Origin of the sequence: Caenimonas aquaedulcis (assembly GCF_015831345.1) — a bacterium.
In the GTDB taxonomy this organism is placed as follows: domain Bacteria; phylum Pseudomonadota; class Gammaproteobacteria; order Burkholderiales; family Burkholderiaceae_C; genus Ramlibacter; species Ramlibacter aquaedulcis.
Genome location: NZ_JADWYS010000001.1, coordinates 855,574 through 870,551, shown reverse-complemented (window position 1 = coordinate 870,551; position 14,978 = coordinate 855,574). Strand labels below are relative to the sequence as shown.

15 protein-coding genes and 1 other RNA gene are annotated in these 14,978 nt (G+C 67.8%); 8 read left to right on the top strand and 8 right to left on the bottom strand.

Features of this window, described 5'->3' with window-relative positions; genetic code table 11:
• Positions 1–36 precede the first annotated feature (36 nt).
• Genes I5803_RS04100 through I5803_RS04085 form a run of 4 tightly spaced genes read left to right on the top strand, consistent with a single transcriptional unit; the run spans position 37 to position 5,215 of the window.
• Positions 37–1,860, top strand: a complete 1,824-nt coding sequence (locus I5803_RS04100; RefSeq protein WP_196985130.1) for an FAD-dependent oxidoreductase — start codon at positions 37–39, stop codon at positions 1,858–1,860.
• Positions 1,857–3,710 (top strand): 2-oxoacid:acceptor oxidoreductase subunit alpha, encoded by a 1,854-nt coding sequence (locus I5803_RS04095; RefSeq protein ID WP_196985129.1) that lies wholly within the window; start codon positions 1,857–1,859, stop codon positions 3,708–3,710. The genes I5803_RS04100 and I5803_RS04095 overlap by 4 nt, the downstream gene beginning before the upstream one ends.
• On the top strand, positions 3,707–4,762 hold the full coding sequence (locus I5803_RS04090) for a 2-oxoacid:ferredoxin oxidoreductase subunit beta (protein WP_196985128.1): 1,056 nt from the start codon (positions 3,707–3,709) through the stop codon (positions 4,760–4,762). The genes I5803_RS04095 and I5803_RS04090 overlap by 4 nt, the downstream gene beginning before the upstream one ends.
• 12 nt (positions 4,763–4,774) lie before the next feature.
• The gene (locus I5803_RS04085) at positions 4,775–5,215 is read left to right on the top strand and encodes a CBS domain-containing protein (protein WP_196985127.1); all 441 of its coding nucleotides are present in this window, start codon (positions 4,775–4,777) and stop codon (positions 5,213–5,215) included.
• A 3-nt stretch (positions 5,216–5,218) separates the two neighbouring features.
• Here I5803_RS04085 and I5803_RS04080 read toward each other — a convergent pair whose 3' ends face one another.
• From I5803_RS04080 to I5803_RS04050, 7 genes are all read right to left on the bottom strand, one after another.
• A complete protein-coding gene (locus I5803_RS04080; protein WP_196985126.1) occupies positions 5,219–5,812 on the bottom strand; it encodes an electron transport complex subunit RsxB in 594 nt (197 codons plus the stop codon).
• A gap of 1 nt (position 5,813) precedes the next feature.
• On the bottom strand, positions 5,814–7,157 hold the full coding sequence (locus tag I5803_RS04075) for a polyhydroxyalkanoate depolymerase (protein WP_196985125.1): 1,344 nt from the start codon (positions 7,155–7,157) through the stop codon (positions 5,814–5,816).
• A 152-nt stretch (positions 7,158–7,309) separates the two neighbouring features.
• A complete protein-coding gene (locus I5803_RS04070; RefSeq protein ID WP_196985124.1) occupies positions 7,310–8,719 on the bottom strand; it encodes a glycosyltransferase family 2 protein in 1,410 nt (469 codons plus the stop codon).
• Positions 8,716–9,762, bottom strand: coding sequence for a HEAT repeat domain-containing protein (locus I5803_RS22375; RefSeq protein WP_196985123.1), 1,047 nt, complete (start codon positions 9,760–9,762; stop codon positions 8,716–8,718). The genes I5803_RS04070 and I5803_RS22375 overlap by 4 nt, the downstream gene beginning before the upstream one ends.
• Positions 9,743–10,507, bottom strand: coding sequence for a YaiO family outer membrane beta-barrel protein (locus I5803_RS04060; protein ID WP_196985122.1), 765 nt, complete (start codon positions 10,505–10,507; stop codon positions 9,743–9,745). The genes I5803_RS22375 and I5803_RS04060 overlap by 20 nt, the downstream gene beginning before the upstream one ends.
• Positions 10,504–10,896, bottom strand: coding sequence for a response regulator transcription factor (locus I5803_RS04055; RefSeq protein WP_196985121.1), 393 nt, complete (start codon positions 10,894–10,896; stop codon positions 10,504–10,506). The genes I5803_RS04060 and I5803_RS04055 overlap by 4 nt, the downstream gene beginning before the upstream one ends.
• 80 nt (positions 10,897–10,976) lie before the next feature.
• Positions 10,977–11,639 carry a hypothetical protein gene (locus I5803_RS04050; protein ID WP_196985120.1) on the bottom strand — a complete coding sequence of 221 codons (663 nt, stop codon included), beginning with the start codon at positions 11,637–11,639 and terminating at the stop codon, positions 10,977–10,979.
• Between the two features lie 230 nt (positions 11,640–11,869).
• Here I5803_RS04050 and I5803_RS04045 point away from each other — a divergent pair, with 230 nt between their 5' ends.
• Positions 11,870–12,031, top strand: coding sequence for a hypothetical protein (locus I5803_RS04045; RefSeq protein WP_196985119.1), 162 nt, complete (start codon positions 11,870–11,872; stop codon positions 12,029–12,031).
• 29 nt (positions 12,032–12,060) lie between these two features.
• Here the strand turns inward: I5803_RS04045 and ffs are convergent.
• Positions 12,061–12,157: signal recognition particle sRNA small type (gene ffs, locus I5803_RS04040), an RNA gene on the bottom strand.
• 75 nt (positions 12,158–12,232) lie between these two features.
• On the opposite strand from ffs, the gene dnaX reads away from it, so the two are divergent.
• Genes dnaX through recR form a run of 3 tightly spaced genes read left to right on the top strand, consistent with a single transcriptional unit; the run spans position 12,233 to position 14,976 of the window.
• Positions 12,233–14,050 (top strand): DNA polymerase III subunit gamma/tau, encoded by a 1,818-nt coding sequence (dnaX, locus tag I5803_RS04035; protein ID WP_196985118.1) that lies wholly within the window; start codon positions 12,233–12,235, stop codon positions 14,048–14,050.
• Positions 14,051–14,059: 9 nt separating this feature from the next.
• Positions 14,060–14,389, top strand: coding sequence for a YbaB/EbfC family nucleoid-associated protein (locus I5803_RS04030; protein ID WP_196985117.1), 330 nt, complete (start codon positions 14,060–14,062; stop codon positions 14,387–14,389).
• Positions 14,389–14,976 carry a recombination mediator RecR gene (recR, locus tag I5803_RS04025; protein WP_196985116.1) on the top strand — a complete coding sequence of 196 codons (588 nt, stop codon included), beginning with the start codon at positions 14,389–14,391 and terminating at the stop codon, positions 14,974–14,976. The genes I5803_RS04030 and recR overlap by 1 nt, the downstream gene beginning before the upstream one ends.
• Positions 14,977–14,978: the final 2 nt, after the last annotated feature.

Below are 14,978 nucleotides of genomic sequence, written 5' to 3'. Positions count from 1 at the left end.
CGCAGGCATTTCATGCGGGCAGCAAGGAGACAAGCTTTGCAGCGAACCGATATTGCCGACCCGGCCTATTTCCACAAGGTCGTCGACTGCCAGTGGGCCTGCCCCGCGCACACCCCCGTCCCCGAATACATACGATTGATCGCGCAGGGCCGCTACAGCGACGCCTACATGATCAACTGGGTGTCCAACGTCTTCCCCGGCATCCTCGGGCGAACGTGCGACAGGCCCTGCGAGCCCGCCTGCCGTCGCGGCCGCGTCGAGGAGAACAACGCGGGGGATCCGGAGCCGGTCGCGATCTGCCGCCTCAAGCGCGTCGCCGCGGACATGAAGGGCGACGACGTGCAGGCGCGCATGCCCAAGCCCGCGAAGAAGAACGGCAAGCGCATCGCCTGCGTCGGGGCCGGGCCGGCATCGCTGACCGTCGCGCGCGACCTGGCGCCGCTGGGCTATGACGTCACTGTGTTCGATGGGGAAGCGAAGGCCGGCGGCTTCATGTGGACGCAGATCCCGCGCTTTCGCCTGCCGGAGTCGGTGATCGACCAGGAGACGGGGTTCATCATGAACCTCGGCGTGAATTTCGTCAGCGGCAAGCGCATCGAGTCGATGAAGGCGCTGATGGCGCAGGGCTACGACGCGATCTTCGTGGGCTGCGGCGCACCGCGCGGACGCAAGCTCGAATTGCCGGGGCTGGAAGAATCCAGGGCCAACGTGCACATCGGCATCGACTGGCTGGCGTCGGTTTCCTTCGGCCACGTGACGAAGATCGGCAAGCGCGTGATCGTGCTCGGCGGCGGCAACACCGCCATGGACTGCTGCCGCTCCGCGCGCCGGCTGGGCGGCGAGGACGTGAAGGTGATCGTGCGCAGCGGCTTCGAGGAGATGAAGGCCTCGCCCTGGGAGAAGGAAGACGCGATGCACGAGGGCATCCCGATCGTCAACTTCCACGTCCCGAAGGCCTTCGTGCACGAGGGCGGACGGCTCACCGGCATGACGTTCGAGATCGTCAAGGCCGAATACGACGCGAAGGGGCGCCGCCAGCTCGTACCCACGGGCGAGCCCGACGCGTTCTTCGCGTGCGACGACGTGCTGGTGGCCGTGGGCCAGGAGAACGCCTTCCCCTGGATCGAGCGCGACTGCGGCATCGCCTTCGACGAATGGGGCCTGCCCAAGCTGCTCAAGGACACTTTCCAGTCCAGCGTGCCCAACGTCTTCTTCGGCGGCGATTCGGCCTACGGCCCGAAGAACATCATCACCGCCGTGGCGCACGGCCACGAGGCGGCCGTGTCGATCGACAAGCTGCTGCACGGGGAAGAGATCTACGTGCGGCCGCCGCCGATGACGAACCTGATGTCGCAGAAGATGGGCATCCACGAGTGGAGCTACGACAACGACACCAGCAACGACCTGCGCTACAAGGTGCCGTGGGCCAAGGCGGAGAAGGCGCTGGCCAGCATCAAGGTGGAGGTGGAGCTCGGCTTCGACGTCGCGACCGCGGTGAAGGAAGCGGGGCGCTGCCTCAATTGCGACGTGCAAACGGTGTTCGTGGAGAGCGCGTGCATCGAATGCGACGCCTGCGTGGACATCTGCCCGATGGACTGCATCACCTTCACGGACAACGGAGAAGAGGGCGACCTCCGGCAGCGATTGAAGGCGCCGGCGCTGAACCTCGCACAGTCGCTCTACGTCTCGGGCGGGCTCAAGACCGGACGCATCATGGTCAAGGACGAGGACGTCTGCCTGCACTGCGGCCTGTGCGCCGAGCGCTGCCCGACGGGTGCCTGGGACATGCAGAAGTTCCTGCTCAAGACGACGCAGGCGGGGCCGACATGCCGGTCGCACAAGGAGGAAGTCGCCGCATGAAGCGCATCGAAGCCCTCAACGATTTCGTCATCAAGTTCGCGAACGTGAACGGTTCGGGATCGGCCTCGGCCAACGAACTGTTCGCCAAGGCGATCCTGCGCATGGGCGTGCCGGTGAGCCCGCGCAACATCTTCCCGAGCAACATCCAGGGCCTGCCGACCTGGTACGAGGTGCGCGTGAGCGAGGCGGGCTACCTCGGCCGGCGCGGCGGCATCGACATGATGGTTGCGATGAACCCGCAGACCTGGGACGCGGACGTCGCCGAACTGGAGCCCGGCGGCTACCTCTTCTACGACAGCACGCGGCCGCTGCCGCCCTCGAAGTTCCGGCCCGACATCACCGTCATCGGCATGCCGCTCACCGAGATCTGCAATGCCGTCTACACCGACCCGCGCCAGCGGCAGCTCTTCAAGAACATCGTCTACGTCGGCGCGCTGTCGGTGCTGCTGGAGATCGAGCCGGAGGTGATCGAGAAGCTCTTCGGCGAGCAGTACAAGGGCAAGGAGAAGCTGCTCGCGTCCAACGTGCAGGCGCTGCACCTGGGGCGCGACTTCGCGAAGGAGCACCTCGACGCTCCGCTGGGCATCCGCGTCAAGCGTGCGGACAAGGTCGGCGACCAGATCTTCGTGGACGGCAATGCGGCGGCGGCGCTGGGCTGCGTCTATGGGGGCGCGACGGTCGCCGCGTGGTACCCGATCACGCCATCGTCGTCCGTCGCGGAGGCGTTCCAGAAGTACTGCGGCAAGTTCCGCGTGGATCCCGCGACAGGCCAGCACCACTACGCCATCGTGCAGGCGGAGGACGAGATCGCCTCCATCGGCATGGTGGTCGGCGCGGGGTGGAACGGCGCGCGCGCCTTCACGGCGACCTCGGGCCCGGGCGTGTCGCTCATGACGGAATTCATCGGCCTCGCGTATTTCGCGGAGATCCCCGTGACCATCATCAACGTGCAGCGCGGCGGACCGTCCACGGGCATGCCCACGCGCACGCAGCAGGCGGACATCATCGCCTGCGCCTACGCATCGCACGGGGACACCAAGCACGTACTGCTGTTCCCCGAGGACCCGCACGAATGCTTCGAACATGCGGCTTGCGCCCTGGACCTCGCGGACCGGCTGCAGACACCCGTGTTCGTGATGACCGACCTGGACATCGGCATGAACCAGCGCATGTGCCGGCCCTTCGCGTGGGACGACAGCCGCAGCTACGACCGCGGCAAGGTGATGACCGCCGCGGAGCTGGAGGCCGGCAAGGATTTCGGCCGCTACAAGGACGTGGACGGCGACGGCATCCCGTGGCGCACGCTGCCCGGCACGCACCCGACGAAGGGCAGCTACTTCACGCGCGGCACCACGCGCGACCCGTACGCGCGCTATTCGGAGCGCGGGCCGGACTACATCTACAACGTCGAGCGGCTGCTCAAGAAATTCGCCACCGCCGCGACGCTGGTGCCGCAGCCGGTGCTGCGCCCCGCGAGCCGCAAGACGCCGCTGGGCGTGATCTACTTCGGCTCGACCAGCCCCGCGATGCAGGAGGCGCTGGACGTGCTGCCCGAATCCGGCATCCACCTCGACGCGCTGCGCCTTCGCGCCTTCCCATTCCCGGAGAGCGTGAAGCAGTTCATCGCGTCGCACGAACGGGTTTTCATCGTGGAGCAGAACCGGGACGCACAGATGCACAACCTGATCGTCAACGAGCTGGACATCGACCCCGGCAAGCTCACGCGCGTGCTGCACTACGACGGCACGCCGATCACCGCTCGCTTCATCACCGCGGCGATCACCAAGCACGTGACGCTGTCGATGATGCCGCGCGGCAAGACAGCCCAGGCGCAGGAGGTGCAGCCATGACCTACATCGCCAAGCCCCGGCTGCACCACCCGACCCTGGAGACCAACAAGGTCGGCTACACCCGCCGCGATTACGAAGGGAAAATCTCGACCCTGTGCGCGGGTTGCGGGCACGACTCCATCTCCGCGGCCATCATCCAGGCGTGCTGGGAGCTGGACATCGAGCCGCACCGCGTCGCCAAGCTGTCGGGCATCGGCTGCAGCTCCAAGACGCCGGATTACTTCCTCGGCGCCTCGCACGGCTTCAACACCGTGCACGGGCGGATGCCTTCGGTGCTGACCGGCGCCAACCTCGCCAACCGGGACCTGCTGTACCTCGGCGTGTCCGGCGACGGCGATTCCGCGTCCATCGGCCTGGGGCAGTTCGCGCACGCGATGCGGCGAGGCGTGCGCATGGCCTACATCGTGGAGAACAACGGCGTGTACGGCCTCACCAAGGGGCAGTTCTCCGCGACGGCGGACAGCGGTTCCAAGAGCAAGAAGGGCGTGATCAACAGCGACAGCCCCGTGGACCTGGTGGCGATGGCGCTGCAGCTCGGCGCGACCTACGTGGGGCGCAGCTTCTCCGGCAACAAGGCGCAGCTCGTGCCGCTGATCAAGGGGGCGATCACCCACGGCGGCGCGGCCTTCATCGACGTCATCAGCCCCTGCGTCGCCTTCAACAACCACCCGGGCAGCACGAAGAGCTACGACTACGTGCGCGAGCACAACGAGGCCGTGAGCCGCATCGACTTCATCACCGAGCGCGAGGAGATCACGGCGGTGGCGCAGCCCGGCGAGGTGGTGGACGTGCGCCAGCACGACGGCTCGCTGCTGCGCCTGCGCAGCCTGCACGCGGACTACGACGCGACCAACCGCTACACCGCGATGGCCTACATGCAGGAGCACCAGGCCCGCGGCGAGATCGTCACGGGCCTGCTGTACGTGGACCCGCTGGCCACGGACCTGCACACTGCGCTCAACACGAGCGCGAAGCCGCTGAACGAGCTGGACGTGCCGCAGTTGTGCCCGGGCGCGCCGGCGCTGGACAAGCTGAACGCCTCACTGCGCTGAAAGGGGTTGATCATGGCCGAACGCACCGTCTTCCAGTCCATGTCGCACAAGCACGTGCTCAGCCTGGGCCCCACGGCAAGCGTGTGGGAGGCGGCCTGCGCGATGACGCGCGAGAACTGCGGCAGCGTCCTCATCATGGAGCCGCCGGAAAAGATCCTGGGCATCGTGACGGAACGGGACCTGATGACGCGCGTGCTGGCCAAGGCGCTGGACCCGGCGAAGACGGCGGTGTCGGCGGTGATGACGCCGCACCCGCTGTGCGTCACGCCCGAAACGCTGGTGTCGGACGCGGTGGTGATCATGCTGGAGCGCGGCTTTCGCCACCTGCCCATCGTCGCCCCGAATGCGAAGGTGCTCGGCGTGTTCTCGGTGCGCGATGCGCTGCCGCGCGAGATCGGCGCGGCGATGAGCGTGACCGAATTCAACGAACAGGTGAACGACGCGCTCGGCTGAGCCTCAGGGCGCCGCGCGACGCGCGCGGGACTTCGCCATCGCGGCTTCGATCACGGATCGCTTGCGGTCGGCTTCCACGCGCGAAGCCTGCTCCTGCGCATCCCGCGCACGGCGCACCCCATGGAATTCGTAGCGTTGCAGTGCTTCGTCCGCCTGCGGCTGGGACCATGCCTGCCAACCGGTGGCCGTGCCGGTTTCGTTCTCGAGAGAAATGCAATCCACCGGGCACACGGGCACGCACAGCTCGCAGCCGGTGCAGTAGGGCTCGATCACGGTGTGCATCCGCTTGTTGCTGCCCAGGATGGCGTCGGTGGGGCAGACCTTCAGGCACAGCGTGCAGCCGATGCACCAGTTCTCGTCGATGACGGCCATCAGGCGCGGGCCTTCGACGCCGTTCGCGGGATTCAGGGGGAGGGGAGGCAGCCCGGTGATCGCCGAGAGGCGCGAGACGCCTTCCGCGCCACCGGGCGGGCACTGGTTGATCGCGGCGTCACCGTCGGCGATCGCCTGCGCATAGCCTGCGCAGTCCGGGTAGCCGCAACGCGTGCACTGGGTCTGGGGCAGGGCGGCATGCAGCCGCGCGGCCAGGGGCGTCACGTCAGGCGGCGACCTTGCGACGCGAGGTCTTTGCGGTTTTCACGGCCTTGCGCGCGGGCTTGGGCGCCTCGACGGTCGGGCCGTTGTGGAACTGCTGGATGAAATCGCGCACCTGCGGATAGACCTGGTCGCGCCAGCGGCGGCCGCTGAAGATGCCGTAGTGGCCCGCGCCCTTGACTTCCAGGTGCTTCTGGCGGGACTTGGGCACGTTGTAGCAGAGCTCGTGCGCGGCTTCGGTCTGGCCGGAGCCGGAGATGTCGTCCAGCTCGCCCTCGACGGTGAAGTGCGCCGTCGTCTTGATGGACGAGGGATCGACCCGCTCGAGCTCGCCGTTTTCCGAGATCACGTCCCAGGTGCCGTTCACGAGCGCGAACTCCTGGAAGACGATGCGGATGGTCTCGAGGTAGTAGTCCGCATCCATGTCGAGCACGGCGTTGTATTCGTCGTAGAACTTGCGGTGCGCCTCGGTGCTCGCGTCGTCGCCCTTGATCAGGTTCTTGAAGTAGTCGTAGTGGCTCGACATGTGGCGGTCGGGGTTCATCGCCACGAAGCCGGTGTGCTGCAGGAAGCCCGGGTAGACGCGGCGGCCCGCGCCGGGGAAGTTGCTCGGCACGCGGTAGATCACGTTGTTCTCGAACCACTCGTAGCTCTTGTTCATCGCGAGGTTGTTCACCGCGGTCGGGGACTTGCGGGCGTCGATCGGGCCGCCCATCATCGTCATCGTGAGCGGCGTCGTCTCGCCGCGCGAGGCCATGAGCGACACGGCGGCCAGCACCGGCACCGTCGGCTGGCACACGCTGATGACATGGCAGTTGCCGTAGATCCCCTGCAGGTGGCGGATGAATTCCTGCACGTAGTTGACGTAGTCGTCCAGGTGGAACTCGCCCTGCTCGAGCGGCACGTTGCGCGCGTTCTTCCAGTCGGTGATGTAGACCTTGTGGTCCTTGAGCATGGTGCGGACGGTATCGCGCAGCAGCGTGGCGTAGTGGCCGGAGAGCGGCGCGACGATCAGCACGGCCGGCTGGCCCTTGATGCGGTCGAGCGTGGCGGGGTCGTCCGTGAAGCGCTTGAAGCGGCGCAGCTCGCAAAAGGGCTTGTCGATCTCCACGCGTTCGTGGATGGCCATCTCGGCGCCGTCCACGTCGATCGACGTGATGCCGAAGGCGGGCTTCTCATAGTCCTTCCAGAGACGGTACATCAGGTCGTAGCCCGCGGAGGCGCGCTGGGCGAACGGGTTCTGGCCGAAAGGCGAAAGCGGGTTGCTGTAGAGCTTGGACGCGGCCTGCGCGAAGTCGGCGAAGGGCTCCATGAGGGAGCGTTGCGTTTCGTAGATCTGGTAGAGCATGTGTGCGGGTCCCGTCTTGTGCAGTGCAATATAGCACTCGGTTACGAGGCAGGCTTAAGGAGTAACCACCAATCGTTGTAGGGGAGCACCTATGGTCCCGGCGTCACGGAATCGTTATAAAAGTGAACCTTTTCATGCGTAGGGGCCAAGACTCACTGCTTCTGTTGCCAGGATCCCTTGCGCTTCATCTCCCCCCAGCTCGACTTGCTGTTGGCGGCCCAGCGGTACAGGCCGATGAGCCGCCACCAGGTATTCATCTGCCGGTAGCCGAAGTTCTCCAGCACCACGATGCAGGCGAGCACCCCGATCTGCTTCATCGTGGGATAGAGGTGAAAGGCCATCTCTTCCAGGAGCAGACCCGAGGCGGACAAAAGGATCCCGAGCCCGAGCGCGACGAACAGGAAGATCGCGCAGGCCTCCCAGGAGATGAGGCCGAAGGACCAGGCGAACAGCATGAAGGCATACCCGCCCAGCTCCACCACCGGCCCCAGCCACTCGAACAGCACCATGAAGGGGAAGGCGATCCAGCCCGGCGGCCCGCCGTGGCGGCTGAACATCAGTCCCCAGTTGGAGGTCAGGCTCTCCGACAGCCCGCGCTGCCAGCGGATCCGCTGGTTACGCAAGGTGGTGCGGTCTTCCGGCACCTCCGTCCAGCACACCGGGTCGGGCACGAATTCCGCGCGGTAGGGGATGCCCTGGTCGCGCAGCATGCGGTGCATGCGGACCACGAGCTCCATGTCTTCCCCGATGGTCTTGGGCCGGTAGCCGCCCGCCGCGACGACCACTTCCGTCTTGAAGAGGCCGAACGCCCCCGAGATGATCAGCATCGCGTTGATCTGCGACCACCCGAGCCGGCCGAAGAGAAACGCGCGCAGGTACTCGACCACCTGAAAGAGCGCGAGCAGGTTCGACGGCAGGCCGACCTTGGTGAGGAAGCCGCCCTGTACCTCGCAGCCGTTGGCGACGCGCACCGTGCCGCCCGTCGCGACCATGCGCGAATCGCGCAGGAAGGGCCGCGCGACGCGCTGCAGGCTGTCGCGCTCCAGGATGGAATCGGCGTCGACACCGCAGAAGAGTTCGTAACGCGCGAGGTTGATGCCCGCATTGAGCGAATCGGCCTTGCCGCCGTTCTCCTTGTCGATCACGCGCAACTGCCGGTGCAGCGCGGAGCGGTAGATGCCGCGCACGGGCTTCGTTTCGATCCGTGCGTTCACCGCTTCGGGGAAGGGCGAGAGCTCGAATTCGCGCTTGAGCACATCGAGCGTGGCGTCCTTGGAGCCATCGTTGATCACGACGATCTCGAATTCTGAATACGCGAGCTGCAGCATCGAGCGGATCGACGCGGCAATGGTGGTCTCCTCGTTGTACGCGGGGACGAGGATGCTGATGGCGGGCTCGAGTCCGGTGATCACTTGCGGCAAGCTCTCGACGATCTTTTCCTGCGACATGCGATACAGGCTGACCAGCGACAGGATATTGAGCGTGAGGTAGCCCAGGTTCAGCAGGATGAAGTACGCCAGCACCGCGACGGTGATGAAGTGGATCACGCCCTGCTGCGTCATGCGGCCGCCAGTTCCGCCAGCACATGGCGCAGGATGTCGTGGGACCCGGCGGAGGCGTTCTGCAGCTCTTCGAGCTTGCGCGTGTCCACATAAGGGAAGTTCGCGATCGTCTGCGCCGCAGCCAGGCGCACCGGCCACTGCGCATCCCCGAGCAGCTGGGCCAACAGGTCGACGTCCTGCGGGCCGCCCATGCGGCCGAGCGCGTGGGCGGCCCCGGCGCGGACGCGCGCGTCGGGATGCAGGGCGAGGCGGCGCACGTCTTCCACCACGTCGCGGTCGGCCGCGGTGGCCAGGGCCGCGGCGACCACTTCGGGCGGCTGGCCCTGCGCCAGGGCGAAGCGCAGGGTGGGCGCGGGCAGCGTGAGCCGCAGCGCGTCGGTGAAGCGCAGCGCGCGCACGAGTTCCTCGGACTTGAGCTCGACGATGCGTTTGACCAGCAGCAGCCAGAAGGCTTCCCGCGCCTCGGTGAGGAAGCCGGCCACGCGCGCGACGTCCCAGTCGCCGCGGCCGAGGATCAGGTGCATCAGCCGCTGCGCGCCTTCCAGCGGGTCGATCTGCACCAGCGAGCGGGCCGCGTTGACCGAGAGTTGCCCGTCGGGGTGCGCCGCGAGCTTCAGCAGGTCGTCCCGGGCCTGCGTATCGCGCAGGTGGCCCACGCAGAGGATCGCCAGCAGCTTCTCGTCGCGCGACCCCCAGCGCAGGAGCTTGCGCGCGACACGGTCCGCACCCACCGCGCGCGCGGCTTCGTCGAGCCGCCGCGCCGACTCGCCGCGCACCGACTCGTGCAGGTATGCCCACAGGCGCAGGAACATGCGCGCCTGTCCGGGACGCAGGCGCGCCAGGGCGCGCGGCGTGCGGTCCACCATGGCCGACATCAGGATCGGGCGCCAGACTTCCAGGAATCGGTTCCACCGGCGCTCCTCGCGGCGCAGGCGCACGCGCAGCGACACGATGGCGACGGCGACGCCCAGCGTCAGGACGACGGAGACGACGCCGGCCCAGAAGGCGGCGAGCAGGTAGGGGTCAGAAAGAGACCTGGACACCTGCCGATGCGCCTTCCCGGGTGTAGAAGCTGCCCTGGCGCACGCGGTGCAGCGACCAGGTCAGGGCGAGGCCGGGACGCAGCTCGTGCTTGCCCAGCAGCGCGAAGGCGCGCACCGGCGCGAGGGACACGACACCGGGCGCGACCAGGGTGGCCTCGTCGCCTCGGCTCGCGATGAAACCCACCGAGCTGTGCTCCCTGTAGTACCAGGCCCCGCGCAGTTCCTTGCCGGATGCGGATGTGCCCCCCGAGCGCACCGGGGACCACGCCACCGATGCGCTGAAGTCGCCGAAGTAGTGCTCCAGCTGCAGCTTGCCGGCATCGACGCGGGAGCTGTCGTATTGCGTTCGCTTCAAGGCGCCGAGCACCAGCCAGCCCGGTGCGAATTCGTATTGCAACTGCCCGCCGAGGGCGTGTCGGGGCAGGACGCGATGCGTGCCGCTGGCCGTCGCCTCCACCGCGCCGGAGAGCGCGGCGGACAGCGGCGTGGCATACGACAGCAGCACTTGCGTGTCTTCCTGTCCGAAGCGGCGGGTGCGCGCCACGCCCGCGTCGAGCACGCGGTGGCGCTCCCATTCGCGCAGCCAGTGCGCAGAGACTTCGGTCCAGGGGGCAAGGCCCTTGTCAAGCGAGGAGTGCTCCGCCGACACCGCCACGCGGTCGACCGGCGCCTGCTGCGCGGCGGCCCCCAGCGCAGCGAGGGACGCGGCAGACGCGACGATCCAGGGGCGAAGGGGCGCCCTCACGGCTTCGCCCCGGCGAGGCGGCGCAGGCGTGCGAGCAATTCGTTCGGCTGGAAGGGCTTGACGACGTAGTCGTTGGCGCCCGCGTCGAGGGCGCGGACGATGTCGCGTTCCTGCGTCTTGGCAGTGAGCATGATCACGGGCACCGACTGCCAGCCGGGCTGCGCGCGCAGCATGCCGACGAGCTGGAAGCCGTCGTGGAAGGGAAGCATCACGTCCAGCAGGACGAAGTCGGGCGCGGGGTTGGACTCGATGAATTGCTTGCCGGCCCGGCCGTCGCGTGCGACGTGGACCCGGTAGCCGGCGCGCTGGAGCATGAATTCAAGCAGGTGGGCGATGTGGTCGTCATCCTCGACGACGAGCGCGCTTTGCGAACGGGACGAATCTGTCATTCAGGAGGCCAGCTCAACGGGAAGGCCCCCATTTTGCCGTGGGACGGGCGCCGGTGGGGCGCTTGCCGCCCCGAAACCGTTCAGAACTTCGAGCGGTAATACATCATCGGCTTGCCGCCGCTGCGCTTGAGGGTCACGCGCGCTCCGCTTTCCAGCTGCACGCCGAGGAAGCCCTTGTCGGCGACGAAGCCGCTGCGCGGCAGGCTGCTGCCGAGCGCCATTTCCACGCGCGCGCCGTACTGCGCGGCGTCGCGCGTCTCGACCATCGTCAAGGCATCCGGCGGCACGATGCGGCGGTAGGCGGTGACGTCGAGGCGCACGGTGCCGTCGACGGTATAGCGCCACTTCACGCCCAGGTCGAGCGACGGGGACAGGCTCGCGCGATTGGGGGATGCAAATGCGGGTGCGCTCGTGTCCGCGCCCGTCATGCCCAGCGACAGGCCGAGCGCGGAGCGCTGCGGCGCGCTCCAGGTGGTCATGTCGATGCGCGAGGTGCGATTGCCCGTGTCGACGTTGTCGAAGCGGGGCAGGGAGGTGGTGGAGATCTCGAGCTGCGGGCCGCCGCGTTCCGTGCCGGGGACGGCGGGGGTGCCTGCGAGCGCGACGACCATGGTGGCGTTGCCGGTGTCGGCGTCGCTTGCCAGCGCTGCATGGCCCGAAAGAGCCATCGCCGCGAACATGGCGCAACGTCCGCCGCGGGCGGCTGCCTGGATCAACTGGCATGAAGTGGGGACGGCAACCATGGCTCACCTCCAAGGATGAAGTGAACTGTAGGTCTGCAGGGTGAAAACGTTTGTCGGACGTAGCCGAGCGTTACAGTCAGCCGCCAGAGGGTCGCCCCACGGATGCCAACGGACACGGATGTAAGGGAACCTGACGAGACGGTTACGCCCCGCCGTGACCTAGTTCACTGATTTTGCCCTGTCCAGGCAGGGTGAACGTCCGTAGAGTCGAGGGCAAGGAGTTTGCAGTCGTGAAACTACTCGTCGTCCCCGTCATCTTGATGCTCGTATGGGCACTGGCCCAGGCAGCCAAACGCTATCTCAAGGCGCGCCAGCTGCGCGAAAAGCTGAAGGCGGGGAGGGGGCAGGAGTTCGAGGAGGCGGCGGAAGCGTATCACTCGAGGGACTGGTGAGACGCACATTGCGAACGCGAAGAAAAGAAGTTGACGAGCCTTACCCCCGGCACTGGCTCCACAGTTAGGGCTGCTTGGTTCCCCACCTGACCCGGTTGGCCGCTTCACCATGCGGGGAGGCCCGTCGAGGTCTATTGTAGTGGGCGCGCGATGCCACTGCGGCGCGGGCGGACACATTTTCCCTGCCCGTAGAATCGCCCGATGTCCTACGTCGTGCTCGCCCGCAAATACCGCTCCCGGAACTTCCGGGAGATGGTGGGCCAGACGCACGTGGTGCAGGCCCTCACCAACGCGCTCACGCAGCAGCGCCTCCACCACGCCTACCTCTTCACCGGCACGCGCGGCGTCGGCAAGACGACGGTGTCGCGCATCCTCGCCAAGGCGCTCAACTGCCAGGGGCCGGACGGCAAGGGCGGCATCACGGCCGACCCTTGCGGCGTGTGCGAAGCCTGTGTCGCGATCGACAGCGGCCGCTTTGTCGATTACACCGAGCTGGATGCCGCCTCCAATCGTGGCGTCGACGAGGTGCAGTCGCTGCTCGAGCAGGCGGTCTACAAGCCGGTGCAGGGGCGCTTCAAGGTCTTCATGATCGACGAGGTGCACATGCTCACGGGGCACGCGTTCAACGCGATGCTCAAGACGCTGGAAGAGCCGCCCGAATACCTCAAGTTCGTGCTCGCCACGACCGATCCGCAGAAGGTGCCCGTCACGGTGCTTTCGCGCTGCCTGCAGTTCAACCTGCGCCCCATGGCGCCGGAGACCGTGCAGGACCACCTCGCGCACGTGCTGCAGGCCGAAGGCGTGCCGGCCACGCCGGGCGCGCTGCGCCTGCTCTCGCGCGCCGCGCGTGGCTCGATGCGCGACGCGCTCTCGCTGACCGACCAGGCCATCGCCTACGGCTCGGGCTCGCTGGAAGAAAACGCCGTGCGCCAGATGCTGGGCAGCGTCGATTCCACGCACGTGTTCCGCCTCGTCGACGCGCTCGCGCGCGGCGACGGCAAGACGGTGGTCGAGGTGTCGGAAGCCCTGCGCGTGCAGGGCCTGAGCGCCGCGTCGACGCTGGAAGAAATGAGCGCGGTGCTGCAGCGCATGGCCGTGGTGCAGGCCGTGCCTGCCGCGGCCGGCGATGCCAACGACCCGGAAGCCGCCGAGATTGCGCGCCTGGCCGCGCTGATGCCTGCCGACGAAACGCAGCTGCTCTACAGCATGTGCCTGCACGGCCGCACCGAGCTGGGCCTTGCGCCCGACGAGTACGCCGCGCTCACCATGGTGCTGCTGCGCCTGCTCGCGTTCAAGCCGCAAGGGCAGGCCGCCGCATCGTCGCCCGCACCTGCTTCCTCCGCGCCTGTCGCCAGGCCGGCTGAAAAAAAAACTCTGATTGAAGCCGCGGCGCCGGTGCCGGCTGCCGCGCCTCTCGGCCCCGCGCCTGCCGCGGTGCCCGCCGTCGGCGCGCCGCCCGGCCGCGTGCTGCCCGTGGTGGAGCCGCCCGCGGTGCGCGCCTCGCCGCAGCGCCCGACCGTGGCGCCCGTCAACGGACGCCCCGCCAGCGAAGTCGTCGGCGTGCCGGTGCGCGTGCAGGCCGAATCGCGGCGCGACGCGGCCACCGCGCCGCCGCCGCTGGTGCCCACCGAAGAAGGCAACTTCTGGCACGAGACCGTCTCCGCGCTCATCGCCCGCGAAGCCGTGACGGCGCTCGTGCGCGAACTCGCGCTGCAATCGCAGCTCGTGGGGCGCGACGAAGCCGACTGGATGCTGCGCGTGGAGCGCGAATCGCTCAACCAGCCCGCGAGCCGCGAACGCCTGCAGGCCGCGCTGCACGCCGCCGGGCACGCGGTGCGCCTCACCGTCGAGGTGGGCGCCGTCACCGACAGCCCGGCACGCCGCAATGCGGCCGCCGCGGCGGAGCGCCAGCGCGCCGCCGAGGAAATCATCCTGGGCGATCCCTTCGTGCAGGACATGATGCGCGACTTTGGCGCGAAAATCGTGCCTGGCAGCATCAAGCCCGTCATCACCAACTAGGAAAACACCATGTTCAACAAGGGACAGCTCGCCGGCCTCATGAAGCAGGCGCAGGCCATGCAGGACAACCTCAAGAAGGCGCAGGACGAGCTCGCATTGATCGAGGTCAGCGGCGAATCCGGCTCCGGCCTCGTGAAGGTCACGATGACCTGCAAGCACGAGGTGCGCCGCGTGGAGATCGACCCGAGCCTGCTCACCGAGGACAAGGACATGCTGGAGGACCTCGTCGCGGCCGCCTTCAACGCCGCCTGGCGCAAGGCCGAGGACACCTCCGCGGAAAAACTCGGCAAGCTCACCGCCGGCATGCCGGGCATGGGCGGCATGAAGCTGCCGTTCTGATGGCGGACGGCTCGCTCAACGCGCTGGTGGAGGCGCTGCGGCGCCTGCCGGGCGTGGGCGTGAAGTCCGCGCAGCGGATGGCCTTCCACCTGCTGCAGCACGACCGTCCCGGCGCGCAGCTGCTGTCGCAGGCGCTGGCCCAGGCGGCGTCGAACGTGCGTCACTGCACGATGTGCCACACCTTCACCGAGCACGAGCTCTGCGACACCTGCCGCAACCCGCAACGCGATCGCAGCAAGCTGTGCGTCGTGGAGACGCCGGCGGACCAGGCTGCGCTGGAGCGCACGGCCGCCTTCAAGGGGCTGTACTTCGTGCTGATGGGCAAGCTGAGCCCGCTCGACGGCATCGGCCCCAAGGACATCGGCCTGGAGAAGCTCTTTGCGCGCGCCACGGACGGCACGGTGCAGGAGGTGATCCTCGCGACCAATTTCACCGCCGAGGGCGAGGCCACCGCGCACGTCATCGGCGAAGCCCTGAAGGCGCGCGGCATCGCCGTGACGCGCCTCGCGCGCGGCGTGCCCGCGGGCAGCGAACTCGAATACGTGGACCTGGGCACCATCGCGCACGCCCTCGTGGACAGGAGATAAGA